Origin of the sequence: Enterobacter sp. SENG-6 (genome assembly GCF_001605945.1) — a bacterium.
GTDB classification, from domain to species: Bacteria; Pseudomonadota; Gammaproteobacteria; order Enterobacterales; family Enterobacteriaceae; genus Enterobacter; species Enterobacter cloacae.
In genome coordinates, this window is sequence record NZ_LOMM01000016.1 from 55,638 (window position 1) to 75,030 (window position 19,393).

Genomic DNA, 19,393 nt, shown 5'->3' on the forward strand with positions numbered 1-19,393 from the left:
ATCGAGACACCGGACGCCTATGACTGCACATATTTCCAAAGATCCTTTGCATGGCGTTACGCTGGAGATGATGGTCAACGCCCTGGTGGCGCGATATGGCTGGCGCGAGTTGGGCGATCGAATCAAAATTAACTGTTTCAGAAATGACCCAAGCGTGAAGTCGAGCCTGAAATTCCTGCGCCGTACCCCCTGGGCACGCGCGGAGGTCGAGGCCCTGTATCTTGATTCCCTCAATGATAACGGGACCGCTGAACGCGAGGCGCCCGCCTTTAACCCCTGGGCCAATAGTCGGATAACCAAGAGCTAATACGCAAATGATGCGACATGTAAAACGGACTGGTGCGCTGCTTGGCTGCGCGCTTTTACTTGTTAGTTGCTCCTCAAAACCCCCAAAGTCACTGGTCACACCGCTCCCGCCCCCAGGCAAACCGACGCAGCAGGCAAACGAGCCGATGCGTGGGATCTGGCTGGCGACTGTCTCCCGTCTCGACTGGCCGCCGGTCGCGTCGGTGAATGGCCGCAGTGCTGACCAGCGTATTGCGATGCAAAAACAGGCGCTGATCGACAAACTCGACAATCTGAAACGCCTGGGAATTAACACGGTGTTTTTCCAGGTGAAACCGGACAGCACCGCGCTCTGGTCGTCCAAAATCCTGCCGTGGTCAGATATGCTTACCGGCAATATTGGCGAGTATCCGGGCTACGATCCGCTGCAGTTTATGCTCGATGAAGCCCACAAGCGTGGGATGAAAGTTCATGCCTGGTTCAACCCCTATCGCGTTTCAACCAATACCAAACCGTCAACCATCGCCGCGCTGAACCGCACCTCATACCAACAACCGTCCAGCGTCTATGTGCAGCACCCTGAGTGGGTTCGCATCGCAGGCGATCGGTTTGTGCTCGACCCGGGCATCCCGGAGGTGCGTGACTGGATAACCCGGGTGGTGACCGAGGTGGTGGCGAACTACCCGATAGACGGCGTGCAGTTTGATGACTACTTTTATGCCGAATCGCCCCGCTCAACGCTGAATGATGCGCAGACCTACAGACAATACGGCCAGGGGTTTAGCTCCAAAGCCGACTGGCGTCGCCACAATACGCAGCAGCTGATTGTGCAGGTCTCTCGGGCGATCAAACAGACAAAACCGCAGGTTGAATTTGGCGTCAGCCCGGCGGGCGTCTGGCGTAACCGCTCCTTTGACCCGGCAGGATCCGACACCCGTGGCGCGGCGGCGTATGATGAATCCTACGCTGACACCCGTCAGTGGGTGCAACAGGGGCTGCTGGACTACATTGCCCCGCAAATCTACTGGCCTTTCTCCCGGGATGCGGCACGCTATGACGTGCTGACCAAATGGTGGGCCGACGTAGTGAAACCGACCCATACCCGTCTGTACATCGGCATTGCGTTCTATAAAGTGGGCGAGCCGTCGAGAAATGAGCCGGACTGGACGATTCAGGGCGGCGTGCCGGAGCTGAAAAAACAGCTCGATCTCAACGACTCCCTGCCGAACGTGAATGGCACGATCCTGTTCCGCGAAGATTACCTCAACCAGCCGCAGACGCAGCAGGCGGTAAACTACCTGAAAGGACGCTGGGGAAGCTAAGTACAATCAGGCAGAAACGCCCTGTTTCTGCCTGTTTTTTTACGGCTTCGGCCCGAACATCGCCTCAAGCTGCTTCGCGTCCGGCATACCGACAACCTGCTGGAGCTCATTCTGGTCATTGAGATAATAAATGGCCGGTGTGGCATTCGCCCCCAGACTGTACATTAACGCCTGGTGTTTTTGCAGTATCGCCACGGTTTCACGCGAGGCGGTGCCTTCCGGTTTAGGCAGTTTTTTACCGCCGGACAGTTCATACTCCTTCCACGCCGTAACCGGATCTTTTGCATTCAGGATCGCAGATGCGTTACGGCCGCTGTTTGGGTTCAGAAACGCCACCAGCAGCGTATTGAGCTGCACCTTACCCGCCGTCACCCACGGCTGTGCTTCTGACCAGAATGCCTTGCAGTACGGGCAGAACGGGTCGGCGAAGACAAACACTTTGCGTGGCGCGTTATCCGCCCCCTCTTTCAGTGGGTGCGCAGCGTTAAGCTGTTTCCACATTTCGCGTCCCATCGGGGCGTAGATCTCTTTCTGGAAAATACCCTCGCTGAGGTTTTTACCCTTCTCATCATAGAGATAACCCGAAATAACGTGCTTTCCGTCAGGCGTGAGAAAGAGCGTCACCCCCATGTCCTGATATTGTCCCAGCCAGGCGGGTGCGCCACCGGGCACGTCGATCTTCTTGAGGATCTTAATCTCCTGCTGCTCGCTAAAGGTCTTCACGACATCAGGTATCGCATCCGCAGCCTGCGCCAGCCCTGACGCGGTCAGCAGCGAAAGTAACAGTAATTTTTTCATGTCCCTCTCCGGTTTGTTCGGGGGCCTGAGGCCCCCTTCAGGTTAGCGGTTTTTCAGTGCATCGGTGACCATTTCATCAAACTGTTCGAAAGGCACCCAGCCGGGTAACAGCCCTTCGCCAATCAGCGTGGCCGGTGTTCCCTGAATACCCAGTTTTTCGGCGATGATCAGGCTGCGTTTTACCGTGACCAGGCTCGTATCATCCGGCGTTGAAACATTCACGCCCGCGCGCTTTTGCGCCTCCTGAATGCTGGCGTCATCGTGATACCCTTTTTTCGCCATCAGGGTTTCGTTGAACTTCATAAACTGCTCAGGGTGTGAACGCCAGACGGTTAACGCGTCGCGCGCGGCGGTTAGCGAGCTTTCCGAACGGAACGGCAAAAACTTAAACACCACGGCCACCTGCGGATGTTTCTCAACGATCTTCTCCAGATACGGATCGAATTTTTTGCAGTATGGACAGTTGTAGTCCGTAAACACCACCAGCGTCAGCGTTGGATTTTTGGCACCGATACGCGGCGAATCCGGGTCGTTAAAGAGAAAATCGTAGATCAGCTTCTGAGCGCGTTGCTCCTGATCCGGGGTGATCGGGTCCGCCGCCATCACCTGGGCTGACGCGAAAAACAGCAGAAACGTAATAAGGATTTTTTTCATAACAGCGTTAGCCTTTTGCTTTGTTCAGGGTGGTCATCAGGGTGCGTTTGTCCAGCAATGGCGAGAGGATGTCGCCCTCCGGCGTTCCAGGGCCATACACCTGGTTAAACGGGATGGCGTAGCGGTTGCGTGATTTCAGAAACGCCGCAATCGTCTCTGATGGTTGGCTCCAGTCTCCGCGTAGCGCCACCACATCCGGCTGGCGCAGCGCGGCGATAACCTCCGGCTGATTCAGCACCCGGTGCTCATTCACCTTGCAGGTGACACACCAGTCCGCCGAGATATCCACAAACACCCGTTTCCCCTGCACAAGAGCATCGCTGATTGCCTCCTCACTGAGCGGCTGCCACGGGATCGTCTGTTCGCTATTCTCAGCCGTGGTTACCGGCGTTGCGTTCACTATCCCGCGCAGCTGATAGCCCCCGAATACGGCCAGCGCAATCACCACCACCCAGAACAGCGGCGATGATGTCTGACCGCGAAGGGCATAGACCACAATGGCGACCACAATCAGAAGCAGCATGAGGATGTGGCTGAACATCTCGCCCAGATGCAGACTCAGCAACGTCACCAGCCACAGGCTGGAGGCCAGCATCATCCCCCCCAGAATCACCTTCAGGGTATTCATCCAGCGGCCAGGTTTTGGCAGCAACAAGGCGGTTTTGGGGATCAGCGCCACGAACAGCCACGGCAAGCTCATGCCCACCCCGAGCATCAGGAAGATAAGCCACAGGGAATGCAGCGGTGCGCCCAGCGCAAAGGCCACGGCCGTACCGAGGAACGGCGCGGAACACGGCGTGGCAAGCAGCGTGGCAAACACGCCTTCGCAGAAGCTGCCCGTCAGTCCGGTTCCGCCCGTTGTGGCGAGCCGTCCGGTGGCGGCGGAAGGCAGAAACAGCTCAAACGCACCAAACAGGTTCAGCGCGAAGATAAAGGTCACGGCAACCATCAGCCCAATAAACCACGGGTTCTGGAACTGGATGCCCCAGCCCAGCGACGCACCGGTGAGTTTCAGAACGGTCACCATTGTGGCCAGCAGCATAAAGGAGGTCAGAATACCCGCACTGGTCGCCAGAAAACGCAGCCGGATTTTCCGCGTGTCCGTACCCGCCTGCAGGACGCTGCTGAGCTTCATGCCCATTACCGGCAATACGCAGGGCATCAGGTTCAGGATCAGCCCGCCCAGCAGAGCAAAGGCCAGCATTTTGACTGTTCCCGCTGGCGCACTCTGCACCGCGTCTGCAGGGGCTGCGCCTACGGTCAGTTGCGTTTGCTGGGCTTTATCGCCGTTGGTGACGACAAATGACAGCGTTTTCCCCGCAAGCGTCGTGGGTTTATCGCCCCACTCATCGGTGACCGGAACCGCGATCTGAAGCCGGTTTCCGGTGTGCTTAATCACCGGTTCACCGGGCAGAATGTCACCCTCCAGCGGGTCAAAATAGATCCCAGGATTGACCCATTCGCCTTCCGTCGTGCCCGTCATCATCAGCTTGCCGTCTGATAACCAGGCGCTGAAGTCTGACGACACGCCTGACGCACCGGGTACTGAACGCATCGCGTCTTCAAATGCCGTACGGAAGCCCGCATCCGCTGGCGCGCGGAAATCCAGATGCAGCTGATAGTCAGTCAACAGACAGACGTTGCTGCAGGTTGAGAGCGTAAGCGTGGCGTCGAGCACATCCGCGTCCGTCCCGGCGATCGTGATGGGGATCGTAACGCTATCGTGGTAGCCCTGGGTCGTCAGGCCCGAGATATCAAAGCGGGAAGGAACCGGCCAGTACCAGGTATCCTTAACGCCCTGTGGCCAGCTGATTTTCGGGGCCACGCCGCCCTCGCCCGGCGAACGCCAGTAGGTTTTCCAGCCGGGCTGCAGCTCCACGCTGAGCAGGCCGATGATGCGGTCGTGATCCCGCTCAGCCTGAAAGCGGATGCGGGCGTGATCGTTTTGCGGTGACACCAGCCAGCCCGTATCTGCCGCATGAGCAATACCCATGCAGGACAGCCACAGGAGGACGAGTCCCCTGAAAAGGTTAACCATGTTTTACTCCGTGAATAGTGAAAATTATCGTGTGGTGACGATGCTTTTCATTCACGGAAAACGCAGTTTTTGAGGTGTATTCGGGGAGGCGGCGCCTGGACAGGCTGCTCCCTGGAGAGAAATGTGCGCCGCTGGGTAAATAACTGCAGCAGAGCGAAGAAGATAATAATCGCCGGTAGCGCACCGTCAAAAAACAGCGGCTGGGCGCAAAGCAAAGACTGTGCGCCAAGTTGACACGGCGACGGGCCGGGCTGTTCAGCCTCCTGACCCGGGGCGTCAGCCATCATGAGCGTTTGCACCTGAGGATCCAGCCCCTGTAAAAAATGGTTGAGATAAACCGCACGCTGAACCAGGCAAATTGCCATTGCCAGACACGTGATTATCAGAAGCCATTTACCGAGAAGCTGACGGTTGCGCATAACGTTCCAAAATAACAAGACGCCCCGATCATAAACGATAGTGATGAATCTACAAGTCCCGACAGTGTAAGGTTTTGTCTGCCGGGAACATTATCCCCCTGTCAGCGCGTCATACACATCCCGCAATCGCGTGCGCAGGAACAACACGGCCTTATGCTTACGCGATAATAATGCCTGCTCGCTAACCCCGGTTTCCCCGGCCAGCAATTTGATGCTGTAGCCCTGTAGCTCCGTCTTCTCAAAGACCTCGCGCTGCGCTGCGGGCAGTTCAGCCAGCGCCTGCCCCAGCTCTTCCCACAGCAGCGTTTTGAGGTACTCCTCTTCCGGGGTATGCGGAACGCCGAACAGGGTTTCAGCGATCTCATCTTCCGGAAAATCGTCATCCTCCTCGCCTGTGAAACTGAAATAACCGGAGAGTGATACTTCACGCTTTTTTCGCGCCCGGTCGGTCATCTCATTTCGCGCCGCGCGAAACAGCCACGCGGCAACGTTTTCGACCGGCTGTTCCACCTTCATCAGCTGATACGTGATCTCCTGCAAAATATCGTCGGCGTCGTCACGTACCGGCGTTCTTCCGCGAATAAAGGCTCTCAGCCGGGCGCGGCAGGCATTAACCGCCGACATCAGTAAGGATCCGCCCGCCTCCCCGGTTTTCATCTCGCTCACTCTGCGTCCGGCGCTTTTGGCGCGTTGTCTTCACGCTTGTCATCACGGTGGCCGTGCCAGCCACAGTGCCCGCGACCATGGCGACCAAATCCTTCCCGGCGCTGCTGCATGAACGCTTCACGCTGTTCGGGCGTCATGTTCATCCAGCGTTCGTGCATCCGGCGGTGCGCACCAAACATACCCGGACGGAACCCCAGACCACCAAACAGGATCCGGCTCAATATCAAAATGCCCAGCGCCTGCCAGAATCCAATGGCTTTCACGCCGAGGATCGCCGGGAGTAAGGCGTTCCACAGGGACATCACCAGCAGACCGAGCACGATAAAAATGACCGCGCCGATGACTAAGCCCTTGCCCATACGGTGGCGACCGAATCCGCGCCCGTGACCTCTGCCGTGCATATCAAACTCTCTCATGGTGTTGACCTCGTTTACAGTAACTGATTATGGCTTGTGATGAGGTAGACGGATGAGGAACAAGAATATTGCTAAAAATTTTTAAAAACATCGTAGTCAATGTGGTTTACGCTTTTCGCGACTGACGAATGGAAACAGCATAAAAATTAGAACCCGTAATAATGCCGATCTGTTCGCGCTTTTAAATCAGGTTATTTATTCAGCAGGTTTGATATTGATGCTTTTTAAATGCCCTATTCCTGTTGTTGAGACTATTCCTATAATCATCCAAAAAACCTTTTATTTAACAATAATATAAAGCGAGGCTTAATTAACTATTTTTAGTGAAAAGTTTGTAACCATTACATCTCTGTCTATTATTCATAGCGTCATGCCCTGCAGCAGGAAATAGAAACAGACACATTAAAAAGGAGCAATCCGGTAATGATAGGCAGACTGACGAATTATATCCTCTGGTACCACACTGTCTGGGTGTTTATATTTTTATTAGTGGTCGGCGTGGCTGCTGGCGTATTTTTTAATGCCATACTGCATTTTCATGGGGATGACGCATTCCTGACAGGATTAATTTTCTTTTTATTCCCGGCGCTACTGGTATGCCTTCGACTACATCGGCTATCAGCGAAACATCGCCAAAGATAATGCCCGTCGCACCGGTTGTTGAATCAAAACAATTTGCAAAATTAAGCTGAAACCAACAATTTAGCCGCGTTTATTGCCGGGTGGCGCTACGCTTACCCGGCTTACAATCCACAATAATATCAAGCCTGCACTGGCAAACTAAAACTCGAAATACTCCGCGTGAGCTGCTGGGCCTGCTCTTCCAGCGACGCGGCTGCCGCGGCGGACTGTTGCACCAGCGCGGCGTTCTGTTGGGTCACGCCATCCATCTCCGTCACTGCCTGACCGACCTGACTAATCCCGCGGCTTTGCTCTTCAGAGGCCACAGAGATCTGCTCCATCAGCGTGTTCACTTTATTGACGGAACTGATAATCGAGTCAATGACCTCCCCTGAGCGCCCCACCAGTTCGGCACCGTTTTTGACGCTGGAAACCGACTGGGCAATCAGGCTTTCGATGTCCTTGGCCGCCACCGCGCTTTTCTGCGCCAGCGTGCGAACTTCGCTGGCTACCACGGCGAAACCACGCCCCTGGGTACCGGCGCGCGCCGCTTCTACCGCCGCGTTGAGCGCCAGAATGTTGGTCTGGAAAGCGATGCTGTTGATCACGCTGGTGATGTCCTCGATGCGCTTCGAGTTTGCGGCGATGGTATTCATCGTTTCAATCACTTCACGCGTGACGGCCTCCCCGGTGTGGGCATTTTTCACCGCGTCCTGCACCAGTTTTCCGGCCTGATAGACGTTATCGGTGTTATTGGCGACGGTCGCGCTCAGTTCTTCCATGCTGGCCGCCGTCTGGGTTAGCGCAGAAGCCTGCTGTTCGGTGCGCGAAGCCAGGTCGATATTCCCGGAGGCAATCTCCTGTGCGGCATGGGTCACGGTATGACTCGCGTCACGCACCTGGGCGATGGTTGCCAGCAGCGCCTGGCGCATCTGCTCCATAGAGCCCATCAGGTGATCAATTTCATTGCCGGAATTCCCCTTCACCGGCACCGGAATATCCAGTTTGCCTGCGGCAATCTGGCTGCAATGTTCACGTGCCAGATTAACCGGTGCCAGAACAAGGCGTTTCATAAGCAGGCTGACGGCGACGATCACCAGCACAAACAGCAGCGCGATAGCAGCGATAATCGCCAGCCCAGAAACAAAGTTGCTGCTCGCATCTTCGTTCAGGCTTTTGGCATAGGCCTGGTGTACGGCCAGAACCTGGTCGAGGACAATCTCATACTGACGATCGAGGCGCGAGACTTCCGGTATCAGGGCGTTGAATTTGGCAATATCGTGCGCGGCGGCAGCATCAATGAGCGGTGCCAGCCCCTGGTTACGGTAATTCTGCCAGGCATCCTGATAAGCGCTTACCAGCGGCGCTTCATCCGTCAGACGGGGAGACGCCATAAAGGCAGCAAAGGCGCGATCGGCTTTGGTCAGTGCCTCTTTTACTGCGGCAAGCTTCGCAGATTCATCCGCTGATGCGCCCGCCTCTACCATCTTCACATACTCCATCACCCGGACGCGCAGCGTGCGGCTATGGTTGATGGGATCAATAATTGACAGCACCACCTGGATCTCTTTGTTCACGTTATCCAGGGAGTTATTACTTTTGATGATGAGGCCAACGCTGGTGAGGGTGCTGGCGATAAAGAAGAAAAGCAGCGAGAAAAAGACAATCAGGGATGATTTTTTTAACGACATGAACCGATACCTCAAAGAAAATTATTCCTTATGGTTATCGGCTAAACCAAAACTTAAATTAATTAAAGTTATTGATGTATCCCGTCGTCCGGCAGGGCTATTCTGCCGCTTTATAGCGCCGCTGCAGGGTGGCATCCAGTTTCCGCTGCACGGGCTCTGGCGTTTCACCGTCAATCAATTTCCCAATCAGATCAAAGCAGTGCCATGCAAGCTGACGGTTATCCTGGCGCACGGTATCCACCGGGATCGTGAGCGAATCGTAAAGATAGTGATCGTCAAAGCTGGCTAACCTGATGTCACTTTGCAACAGATTGTGCTGCCCCATATAGCGCAGCACCCCTTCCAGCAGGCCGCAGGCGGCGGTGAACAGGGCTTTTGGCGGACGCCCCAGGCGAGCACAGAGTTCGGCGAACATCTCGTAACCGGAACTCGGATGATAATTTCCGTGAATGATCCACTCCGGGCGCAGCGTAACGTTCGCGTCGCGCAGACCTTGTTTAAACCCTTCAAGGCGGTCGCGCGTGGGGGAAAGCCGTGGCTGCCCACCGAGGAAGTAAAACTCATCGGGGTGCTGGCGGGCAATGTCGGCCACCAGTTTGGCTGTCGGGGTAATGGAATCGGTGATCACCAACGGCAGCGAGCTGTCATTCATGTGGCGGTCAAAGAGCACCACAGGCAGCTGTTCACTCAGTTTCTGGTAATCCGCATCGTTGAGCATGCTGGAGGCAACAATCAGCCCGTCGACCTGACGCGCCACCATGTTGTTGACCACCACGGTCTCCTGCCCCGGGTTTTCATCGCTACAGGAGATGAGCAGCTGAACGCCCGCCTCGCGGCACAACGTCTCCAGTTCGTGAGAAAACACGGCAAACCCGTAGTTGGTGATCTCCGGGACCACCAGACCAATGGTGTGGCTGCGGTTATCGCGCAGCGAGCGGGCGTGAATGCTGGGCTGGTAGTGATGCTCTTTCGCAATGGCCAGCACGCGCTCACGGGTCTCTTCCGCCACGCGAAGTTCTTTGCTGCGTCCGTTCAGTACCAGGCTGGCGGTGGCTTTTGACACCCCCGCCAGCTCCGCGATGTCTTTAATGGTGACGCGTTTTGTTTTTCTCACAACGACTTAGATCCGGCTGCCAAAACCGCTATTCTACCATGCAGCCGCGCAGCGACCAGTAGCGTAATGTGATGTCGGACGCACCTTCGAATCGCACCCGGGCCGGTTGGTCAGGAAAATAGCGACTGCTCATCACCCCTTCGCCGTGATTGATGAAAATTTCGACGCTGGAGCGGTCGCACAGAACGCGCAGATGGTGAACCTCACCCAGCCAGTAGCGGGTTAACGTCTCACCCGTTTGCAGGCTGGCACGTTCCAGACGCAGGCCATTGCCATCGACCGTGAGGTGCAGCGCACCGGCAAAATCCAGTTTCGCGCAGGCAGCGCTCAGCTCGAACTCAAGGCGCGAGGCATCAAGCTCCGGCGCATCGCAGGCGTTGCCCTGCCAGTGCAGTTCCTCTTCACGCAGTATTTCCAGCTCACGCACCGGAGTCTGCCAGAGCTTGCCGTCGCGGTAGCGCAGCTCTCGCGGACAGGTCATCTGATGGATCCAGCCCTGTGCCCGGGTGGGCTGCAGCATCTCTTCCCCGTCAGGCACGCCCATCCAGCCAATCAGGATCCGCCGGCCATCTTCCGCCAGCGTCGTTTGCGGGGCGTAGAATTCAAAACCGGCATCCAGTTCGTGTAACGCACCGTGCTCAAATGCGCCGCGCTGATAGTCAAACGCCCCGCTCATCCAGGCTGCCGGATAGGTGTTGAGATAACGATGCGGCTCACGCGCCAGCCCCTGCGGGCAGCAGATCAGAACGTGCGTCCCGTCGAGGGCAAACAGGTCCGGGCACTCCCACATATATCCCGCATCCGTGAGTCCGTTGACGCCGTGACCGGCAATTTCTCCGCACGATACCCACGTGTGCAAATCGGCAGACCTGAACAGCAGCACTTTGCCCCGCTTGTGCACATCCTGCGCGCCCAGCACCATGTACCACTGCCCGTCGTGCTGCCACACTTTCGGGTCGCGCACGTGGCCGGTGTAGCCATCCGGTAGCGCCAGCACCGGCCCCAGTTTTTTAAAGGTCCCGTCCGGTTGTTCCACCGCCAGGCACTGCCACGCGGTGCGGCTGCCGTCATCGAATTTAACGTTGCCGGTATAGCACAGCGTCAGCATCCCGTTGTTGTCCACGGCGCTGCCGGAATAGCAACCGTTGCGGTCGTACTCTTCATCTGGCATCAGCGCCATCGGCTCGTGCTGCCAGTGCAGCAGATCGTGCGAACTCCAGTGCCCCCAGCATTTATAGCGGTGATCGCAGTCCAGCGGGTTCCACTGATAAAACAGATGGTAGCGCCCGGCAAACCAGATAAAACCGTTCGGATCGTTCATCAGCCCCGTCACCGGTGCCGGGTGCCACTGCGGGTAGTGGCGGTCGGCACGCGCGCGCGGTTGGCCTTTCATCACGGCCTGCAGCACGGCAGGCCAGCGGGAAGGTAATGTCATTATTCAGAGTCCGTTTTATATTTCAGCAGCAGCGAGACGGTAAACGCTACGCCAAAGGCAATCACCATGCCGATAATATAGTTGAGCAGCGAACTGGCCTGCACGATGGCCATCCCCGGCAGCGCCGTCAGCCCTACCGCCGTCATGTAGACATGCACCGACACCACCCATGCGCCACCCACCGCACCGCCAATCAGCGCGGCCACAAACGGTTTCACGAAACGCAGGTTGATACCAAAAATAGCGGCTTCGGTAATGCCGAGCATGGCCGAGAACGCCGACGGTAAGGTAATGGCTTTGATTTTTGCGTCTTTGGTTTTAAACCACACCGCCAGGCACGCCCCCCCCTGCGCCACGTTCGCCATGGCCCAGATGGGCAGCAGGAAATTAACGCCAATCGACGGATTCCCCAACAGCCCGGCTTCAATCGCGTGGAAGCTGTGGTGAATGCCGGTAATAACAATCACCGAATAGAGCCCGCCGAACAGCAAACCGGCCAGCCAGCCCGCGTGGGTAATCAGCGTGCTCAGAATAAAGGAGATGCCATCGCCTAACGCGCGTCCCGCCGGGCCGATAATCAGCAGCGCGATAAAACCGGAGAGAATGACGGTCAGGAACGGCGTCAGGATCAGGTCTAACGCATCCGGGATGACCTTGCGCAGGTTTTTCTCCACAATGCTCATAAACCAGACGGCCAGCAGCACCGGGAACACCGTTCCCTGATAGCCAATCATGGCAATCTCAAGGCCGAAAAAATTCATGGTGTGGAAGCCGGACGCCACGCCCCAGGCGTTGGTCAGCGCCGGGTGGGTCAGAATGCCACCTAGCGTGGCGCCTAAATAGGGGTTACCGCCAAACTCACGCGCGGCGGTAAAACCAATCAGGATCGGTAAAATAATAAACGCCGCCGAGCTGCACATATCCAGCATGATGTAGATGGCGTTATCGGCATTCACCCAGCCGTAGGTTTTCACCATTCCGAGCAGGCCCATCAGCAAACCGGACGCAACAATGGCGGGAATGATCGGTACGAAAATATTGGAAAGCAGGCGGGCAATGCGCTGGAACGGGTTGAGCTTACGCGCCGCGAGATCTGCCGCTTCTGACTTGCTGGATTCACCAATCCCTGCCGCCTGAATAAAAGCCGCGTAAACCTTATTCACCACGCCAGTGCCAAAAATCACCTGCATCTGGCCCGCGTTACGAAAACAGCCTTTCACCCCCTCGACCTTGCCGATGGCCTGCTGGTCAGCAAGCGCATCGTCGACCAGCACCAGACGAAGGCGCGTTGCGCAGTGCGCGGCACTGGCGATGTTCTCTTTGCCACCGAGCAGCGGAATGAGCGCACGGGAAATATTATCAAAATCCATAGTTACCTCTGCCTGACTTCATTTTTATGATGTTTGATACGCTCCCGCCAGGCGGGAGCGTGAAGGGTTAAAACCAGGTTTCCATCTGGACCCCAAAGTTCCATTCCCCGCCAGCGTTAAAGCCGCTGCTGCCAAAGGCGTCATCGCTGGCGTAGTTATCCAGTTTGCTGCTCCAGTCCATCCAGGTGGCAAACAGGCGCAGTTCAGGACGGCTGAAGAAATCGCCAATTTTGCCCGCCTTTAAGGTCGGTGCGAAGGTCAGCTTGTAGAAGCTGCCGTTAACGGCGTTGCGATCTTTGTAGCCTTCCGGGTTCAAATCCATGTACTGATAGCTGCCCTCAAACGCCAGGGCGAAATTCTGCGTAACCTCTTTGATCAGGCGGGTATTGAGCGTAACCCACTCGTAACTGTCGCCTTTGACGTAGCGGTCTTTACTGCTCTGGGCCAGTACAGCAGGCGCGATATGCCAGCCACCGCCGAGCGACGTGACACCGTAACTTGCGAAGCGCCAGGTATCGGCTTCTGACAGCAGCGCGCCATCAGAGCCGATGCTTTTAACTTCTGCCCCCAGGCCGTGACCATACAGCAGCGCCGTTTTCGCTGAGCCTTCTCGCAGGCCGTAGAAGCTGTCATTGTGCAGACCCACCAGGGCATGCACGCCGGTGTTCGCCGCATCGGTTTTAATCAGATCGCCATTGCTGTCCTTGCGTTCGTCGTTATCCTTCGCCCGCAGGCCGCTCACCATGAGCTGGAATGGCCCGGCAAAGTGATTCATGCTGAGGATATAGTTCTGAACGTTGTTGTCGATCTGCTCTTCGCTGCCGAAGTTGCGCCCGTAAATCGAGAAGTTGCTGCGCAGCGTATCATTCCACTTCACGTCGTAGACACCGCCGCCGGTACCGGCGAGGAACACGACATCAGAATCCAGCCAGTGAATATCAAAGTTATCGCGGTCAAAGCGTTTACCGGCCCAGAAGGTACTCCCTTTCAGCGCGCCAGTGAAATCAGGCAGATTGCCCAGCTCGGCAAAGGCCTGACGAATGTTAAGATCGCTGGTATCGGCTGACCAGTCGTTATAGGTCTTCTGCCCGTCGGCTAACATGGCCTTAAAGCGCGTGGTCGCCCCACTCTCCAGCGTCTGTTTGTGTTCCACATTTAGCTCAACGTAGGAATCCGCTTCGTTACCCAGACGACCGACCGCGCCCCCGGTTTCCCCGGCAGGCGTCAGATACGGACCGCTTTTGCTGCTGGACGCCGCATCATTCATCAGCAGGCCTGAGCGGGCATAACCGTGAAATTCAAAACCACTGCTCTGATCGGCTTTCTTTTCCAGCACCGTGGTACGCTGGGCCACCTCCTGGGTGGTGTTCTGCGTTTGCTGCTGGGCGGCAACCAGCTGCTGCGTTTTTTGTTCTGCTGCCGTCGCGCGTTTCTCCGCATTCTGGGCGCGCATTTCCGCATCCTGAAGACGCTGTTCCAGCGCCGCCAGGCGCGATTCAATGCTTGTCATATCGGTCTGGGCAAAAACAGAGGTACTACCGGCCAGCATGCCAATCATCACGGCAAGTCTGCGTTTTTTATACATTTTGTCGCATCCCTAAAAAAAGTGTTTTGATAATGCTAAATTGCTAAACCGGTTTAGGTTGCTGATACTAAACCCGTGAATTTTGGATCGGCAATACTTTTTGCTAAACCGTTTTAGTAAGTGTGATCGAGGCGACAATTCAGGCCGCCGGTCGGCGGCCAGGAAGGAATTACAGGTTGTGACGGTACGGCAGCGCGGTCATTGCCCCTTTGGCTGTCGTGGCCAGTGCACCACAGCGCTGGGCCAGTGCAAGGGTTGTTGCCAGATCCTGGCCTGACGAGGCCAGGCCGAACAGCAACCCTGCGACGAACGCATCGCCTGCGCCGGTGGTATCAACACACGCTACCGGTGTGGCCGGATAGTGTGTCGTGATGCCCTCATGCCAGGTCATTACCCCCTCTTTACCCAGCGTCACCAGCACCAGTCGGGCCGGACAATGGCGCATCAGCGCCGCCAGACCGGTTTCGATATGGGATTCGCCGGTCAAAAACGTCAGCTCTTCAACGGAGAGCTTCACCACGTCCGCGCGCTGTAGCGCCAGTTCGAGGCAACGGCGAAGATCGCCCTCATCCTGCCAGAGGTCGGGGCGAATGTTGGGGTCGAAGCTGACAAAACCACCGGCTTTATTAACTGCATCCATCGCCTGAAAAGTGGCAGAGCGACTCGGCTCCGCGCTGAGCGCAATGGAGCAGGCGTGCAGCCACTCTTTGGCCCTGAAAGGCGGCAGATCGGTGGAGTCGAGAAACAGATCGGCGCTCGGCCGAACCATAAACGTAAACGAGCGTTCGCCCTGTTCGTCCAGATCAACCACCACCGTTGAGGTGCGGTGAGCCGGATCGAGGCGCATCCACTGCACATCAACCTGCTCATCCGCCAGCGTTTTCTGCATAAAGCGGCCAAACGGATCGTCGCCAACCCTGCCAATAAAGGCACTTTTTCCGCCCAGTCGGGCGATGCCGACCGCCACATTTGCCGGTGCGCCGCCGGGACATTGCAGCAATTTGCCGTCCCCCTCTGGCAGTAAATCCACCACTGCATCACCGAGTACCCAGATTTTATCCATGTCATCCTCGCAGCTAAACTATGTTAAACCGTTTTAGCTATTTAAACACAGGCTGACCAAAGGGGAAATAATCAGGAAGGAAAAAGCGTTATCGTACCAGGTGTGGCCAGTGAATATCGCCCACCCCGTTAAGCTGCGGCCGGGCAAACAGAAACCCCTGAAAACGGCGAATACCGGCGGATTCCAGCCAGCACCACTCCTCCAGCTTCTCAATGCCTTCCGCCACCAGCGTGATCTCAAGGTCGGTGCAGCAGCTCACTATCGATCGGACAATCGCCTGTTTTGGGCCGCTGAGATGAATATTGCTGACTATTTCCCGATCGATCTTGATTTTATCCGGCTGGAAGCGGGTAAGCAGCGAAAGCCCCGCATACCCGGAGCCGAAATCATCGATCGCCAGGCCAATACCTTCACCCCGAAGCTGTTTGATCGCGCTGTTGAACTTGTTAAAGCCGGAAATCATCTCGTTTTCAGTCACTTCTATGACCACCTGCTCCGGCTGAAGCCCGTGTTGTCTGATTTGCTCCACAAGAAACTCGACCGCCCCGGGCATCTTGACCAGCGACATGGGGAGTAAATTCACCGCAATTTTATGGCTGCCGATACCCAGTTTCTCCGCAAGCGCAAAGGCATACGCTTTGGTTTGCAGATCCACTTCGTAGAGCTTGTCCTGATCGAGCGTTTTGAAGAAATGTTCCGGGCTCCCGCCATTGTTGCCACGAATAAGCGCTTCAAGTGAACTGATTTTCCCTTCCGAGGGCTCGACTATCGGCTGCAGCGCAAACTGACAGATTTGACCGGCTATCAACCCCATGGCCTCACCGAAGGGCGCTTTTTCACATGCGAGCGTCCATTTTCCCGCATCCACCGGGTTCCTCGTCTGGCCGGTATGTTTCCCGGTGATAAAGGTCTGAATGAATTTGAACACCCGATCATCGGATATGAGATAGCTTTCCAGCTGGCTGTAATGCAAAACCGACTCAAGCACCTCTTTTGGGGACTGGACCTGCAGGTCAAACAGCAGCATGCCGACATTGTCAAACCGTCTGCGGGGGCCGTAATCCCGCATCAGTTCGACGACGCCACTGTGGCGCTCATCATCGCGAATTTTGTGGAACAACTTCACGACGCTCTCTTCCGCGCCCTCAAGAATTTGCATGACGTCACAGCCGTTCGAGAGCAGGACACCCGTGATGTTCAGTTTGGCATTGCGGCTTCGTGCTCGTTCTACCAGCGCGCTTAATTCTGCGGACCGGCAGGATAAATGTAACTGGCTTCGATAAATCAGCGTGGTGAGCACAGGAATGGGTTCCAGAATAAGGGAGGCGCCGGGGAAGTTACTGTTTAACATACTTCACCAGCGCTACCTAATAAATTAACGGCTTAAGGGATCACCCTTTTTCCTCCGTCCCGATGCGGTTGTCGATCCGCATCTTCATGTAGTCGTAAAACGGATTTGAGGTCACCCGCATCAGGGCATCTTTACCCACGCTCAGTACGGAGGTCTCTCCCCACAACGCAATGGTGCCCAGGCTGATGCCATAGCGGTTTTTCACGGCAGGATGCCGGCCATACAGATCGTCATCAGGCGGGAAAGGTACGGCGACATGCGAAAGCGAATAGACCTCCGGCGGATACTGCTGCGCCAGCGGCTCCACGGTCTCCTCTGTGCTGCCTGCGGGGATGTGCTTCGCGACCGTGGCGAAACGCTCCGCACTGGCGTTGGTAACAATCGTGACACTGTAACGCCTTTGCGCAGAGGGCAACAACTCAGAGAGGGCCGTCCACGACGACGGCCGGAATAACGGGCGGAAACTCGCCGCCTGGTTGATATCAAACACCACCAGTTCACTGCCATTGGCCGGAAGCTGGTCGAATAACCCCGTGACAACCGCACGGGTACTGACGGTGGAATCCATCACCGACTGAAAGGCCAGTACCGGCGGCAACCGATCCAGCGTGTGGTTTTGTGCAGCGCGGCCAATCTGCTCCTGCAGCGCCTTCGTCAACAGCCACGACTGACGCGCCGCGTTTACCGGGAAAGAGTTGTATTTGTAAGGGTTATACTCCGGCGCGATATTCAGCCAAGCCGCTTTCGCAAACGCCGGTAACAGTGCCGGTAAGCCTGCGAATCCGGCAAAGCGGGCAAACGCCGTGACGCCGATCATCGGTGACAACAACACCAGTTGCTGAGGTTTTCGCAGCGAAGGCGACTCCAGCGCGTCCAGGGTGTATTTCATCGCCAGCGCCCCGCCGTTGGAATAGCCCACCAGATGCAAAGGAACGTTATCCCCCGCCAGACGGGAGGCTTCGCGCACGGCAAGACGCGTCGCCGCCAGCCACATCTCCCAGTCAACATTTGTCAGCGCCCCTGGTGCCGTCCCGTGTCCGGGCAGGCGCGGCACCACGGCCACAAATCCGCGCTGCTGATAATCAACGGCAAGGTGCTTAACGCTATAGGGCGAATCGGTGAGTCCGTGCAGTAAAACTACTGCACCACGCGGTTTACCGGCAGGCATCAGCACAAACGAGCGATTTGCATCCGGAGTAAATTTTCCGGGCCACACCAGGCTCTGACGGTAGTAGCGGTTTAAGGCGGTACGCTCCTCCCCCTTCGTTTTTGCCGTGACCGCGTTATCCAGGTCGGTGAAGATGGCCTTTTCCCGGTCGAGATAGTCAGCAAAGTTCGCCTTTTCCAGCTCGCTTACGCTCATTTCATCCGCACGCCAGGTATGCCAGAGATGTAACGCCGGCCCCTGCTGCGAGAGATATACCCGCACTGCCAGCAGCACAACCACGATAATCCCTATGACCATCGCTACTTTCTTTGCGAGAGCCATCAGGCGCACGCTGACACGCCAGGGCAGATTCGCCATGCCGGGTTCCTTCTCTTAGTCACTGTGTTTGTATCTTATCAAAAATGTGAAGGGGCTGAGGTATTCACTGTATTTATTGCTAATGATTTTTTTGTCGCGCTTATCAGCGCTTGTGTAAGGTATGCCCATACGATATCCATTATTTCTTCATTCACCTGCTTCATAAATTAAATAAATGCCAATATTAGATACATCAACCTTGACTATCTTGGTTAACAATAAATAACACTAAACCGCATGCTAAAAGATGATATTTACGTATATTTATAATCTCTTTTTTGAAAATGGAGTTTTAACAATGGCTATACCGGCTTATTTATGGATACGAGATGATGGCAATACTGAAATAAAAGGAAGCGTAGATGTTCAGGATCGAGAAGGCAGCATTGAAATCACCGGTTTCACACACAGTCTGAGATTACCTACCGATGCACTTACCGGAAAAGTAATGGGCACTCGCCAACATGCCCCTTTGTTATTTCAGAAAGAAATTGACTCGTCCTCCCCTTACCTCATGAAGGCAGTAGCGACCGGACAAACACTTAAGACTGCGGAATTTAAGTGGTACAAGATAAACGATGCGGGGCAGGAAGTTGAATATTACAATATGACACTTGAAAACGTGAAAGTAGTCTCGGTTTCACCGCTAATGCACGACATAAAAGATCCCACCAAAGAAAAGCATAATCATCTGGAACTGGTTGAGTTACGGTACGATAAAATTACGTGGAAGTTTTGTGATGGAAATTTACAGTTTGCTGATAGTTGGGCGGAGCGTTAATTATGCGCTATCCAACGATACCCATTCATCCAACACCGCCTGCGTATCCAACCTCCTTGCTGGTTCCCCCTGGCGCATCCATTGTTAACAACATGATGATAGCAAGATTCCATAAAGGCCCATCAGCACTGACTTACATCTGGTTCTATGGGATGGTAAGGCTACATGGACCGTGGTGACCTGCCCCCACGATTAGATACAACACTCAGTTAGTAACGTCGGAATCTTCATTCTCAGAATGACCCTTTCTCCAGCCCGC

At 55.6% G+C, this 19,393-nt stretch carries 17 protein-coding genes; 3 read left to right on the forward strand and 14 right to left on the reverse strand.

Annotated elements, in window-relative coordinates; genetic code table 11:
* Nucleotides 1–19: 19 nt before the first annotated feature.
* Complete coding sequence (locus tag AX755_RS09780) at nt 20–307, forward strand: VF530 family DNA-binding protein (protein ID WP_023619621.1); 288 nt, start codon at nt 20–22, stop codon at nt 305–307.
* A 7-nt stretch (nt 308–314) separates the two neighbouring features.
* Entirely contained in the window at nt 315–1,607 is a 1,293-nt protein-coding gene (locus AX755_RS09785) for a glycoside hydrolase family 10 protein (protein ID WP_038981766.1), read from the forward strand.
* Between the two features lie 39 nt (nt 1,608–1,646).
* Here AX755_RS09785 and dsbG read toward each other — a convergent pair whose 3' ends face one another.
* The 14 genes from dsbG to AX755_RS09860 form a co-directional block, all read right to left on the reverse strand.
* Entirely contained in the window at nt 1,647–2,405 is a 759-nt protein-coding gene (gene dsbG / locus AX755_RS09790) for a thiol:disulfide interchange protein DsbG (RefSeq protein ID WP_062856679.1), read from the reverse strand.
* Nucleotides 2,406–2,447: 42 nt separating this feature from the next.
* Complete coding sequence (locus tag AX755_RS09795) at nt 2,448–3,059, reverse strand: DsbA family protein (protein WP_013096560.1); 612 nt, start codon at nt 3,057–3,059, stop codon at nt 2,448–2,450.
* 7 nt (nt 3,060–3,066) lie between these two features.
* Nucleotides 3,067–5,097 carry a protein-disulfide reductase DsbD family protein gene (locus AX755_RS09800; RefSeq protein WP_062856680.1) on the reverse strand — a complete coding sequence of 677 codons (2,031 nt, stop codon included), beginning with the start codon at nt 5,095–5,097 and terminating at the stop codon, nt 3,067–3,069.
* A 47-nt stretch (nt 5,098–5,144) separates the two neighbouring features.
* Nucleotides 5,145–5,516, reverse strand: a complete 372-nt coding sequence (locus AX755_RS09805) for a hypothetical protein (RefSeq protein WP_013096558.1) — start codon at nt 5,514–5,516, stop codon at nt 5,145–5,147.
* 90 nt (nt 5,517–5,606) lie between these two features.
* On the reverse strand, nt 5,607–6,173 hold the full coding sequence (locus AX755_RS09810; RefSeq protein ID WP_048972091.1) for an RNA polymerase sigma factor: 567 nt from the start codon (nt 6,171–6,173) through the stop codon (nt 5,607–5,609).
* 5 nt (nt 6,174–6,178) lie between these two features.
* Nucleotides 6,179–6,598: a hypothetical protein gene (locus AX755_RS09815; protein WP_013096556.1), complete on the reverse strand. Its 420-nt coding sequence runs from the start codon at nt 6,596–6,598 to the stop codon at nt 6,179–6,181.
* A gap of 761 nt (nt 6,599–7,359) precedes the next feature.
* Nucleotides 7,360–8,910 (reverse strand): methyl-accepting chemotaxis protein, encoded by a 1,551-nt coding sequence (locus AX755_RS09825; RefSeq protein WP_023619630.1) that lies wholly within the window; start codon nt 8,908–8,910, stop codon nt 7,360–7,362.
* A gap of 97 nt (nt 8,911–9,007) precedes the next feature.
* Nucleotides 9,008–10,024, reverse strand: coding sequence for a LacI family DNA-binding transcriptional regulator (locus AX755_RS09830; protein WP_020688679.1), 1,017 nt, complete (start codon nt 10,022–10,024; stop codon nt 9,008–9,010).
* A gap of 28 nt (nt 10,025–10,052) precedes the next feature.
* Nucleotides 10,053–11,459 carry a sucrose-6-phosphate hydrolase gene (locus tag AX755_RS09835; RefSeq protein ID WP_062856681.1) on the reverse strand — a complete coding sequence of 469 codons (1,407 nt, stop codon included), beginning with the start codon at nt 11,457–11,459 and terminating at the stop codon, nt 10,053–10,055.
* Nucleotides 11,459–12,829 (reverse strand): sucrose-specific PTS transporter subunit IIBC, encoded by a 1,371-nt coding sequence (locus tag AX755_RS09840; protein WP_029883319.1) that lies wholly within the window; start codon nt 12,827–12,829, stop codon nt 11,459–11,461. The genes AX755_RS09835 and AX755_RS09840 overlap by 1 nt, the downstream gene beginning before the upstream one ends.
* Nucleotides 12,830–12,896: 67 nt before the next feature.
* Nucleotides 12,897–14,414 (reverse strand): carbohydrate porin, encoded by a 1,518-nt coding sequence (locus AX755_RS09845; RefSeq protein WP_062856682.1) that lies wholly within the window; start codon nt 14,412–14,414, stop codon nt 12,897–12,899.
* A 169-nt stretch (nt 14,415–14,583) separates the two neighbouring features.
* Nucleotides 14,584–15,477: an aminoimidazole riboside kinase gene (locus AX755_RS09850; RefSeq protein ID WP_062856683.1), complete on the reverse strand. Its 894-nt coding sequence runs from the start codon at nt 15,475–15,477 to the stop codon at nt 14,584–14,586.
* An 88-nt stretch (nt 15,478–15,565) separates the two neighbouring features.
* Nucleotides 15,566–16,777, reverse strand: a complete 1,212-nt coding sequence (locus tag AX755_RS09855) for a diguanylate phosphodiesterase (RefSeq protein ID WP_062856685.1) — start codon at nt 16,775–16,777, stop codon at nt 15,566–15,568.
* A 91-nt stretch (nt 16,778–16,868) separates the two neighbouring features.
* The gene (locus AX755_RS09860) at nt 16,869–18,353 is read right to left on the reverse strand and encodes an alpha/beta hydrolase (protein ID WP_062856684.1); all 1,485 of its coding nucleotides are present in this window, start codon (nt 18,351–18,353) and stop codon (nt 16,869–16,871) included.
* 298 nt (nt 18,354–18,651) lie between these two features.
* Between AX755_RS09860 and AX755_RS09865 the strand changes: the two genes are divergently transcribed.
* A complete protein-coding gene (locus AX755_RS09865; RefSeq protein WP_029883323.1) occupies nt 18,652–19,134 on the forward strand; it encodes an Hcp family type VI secretion system effector in 483 nt (160 codons plus the stop codon).
* Nucleotides 19,135–19,393 lie beyond the last annotated feature (259 nt).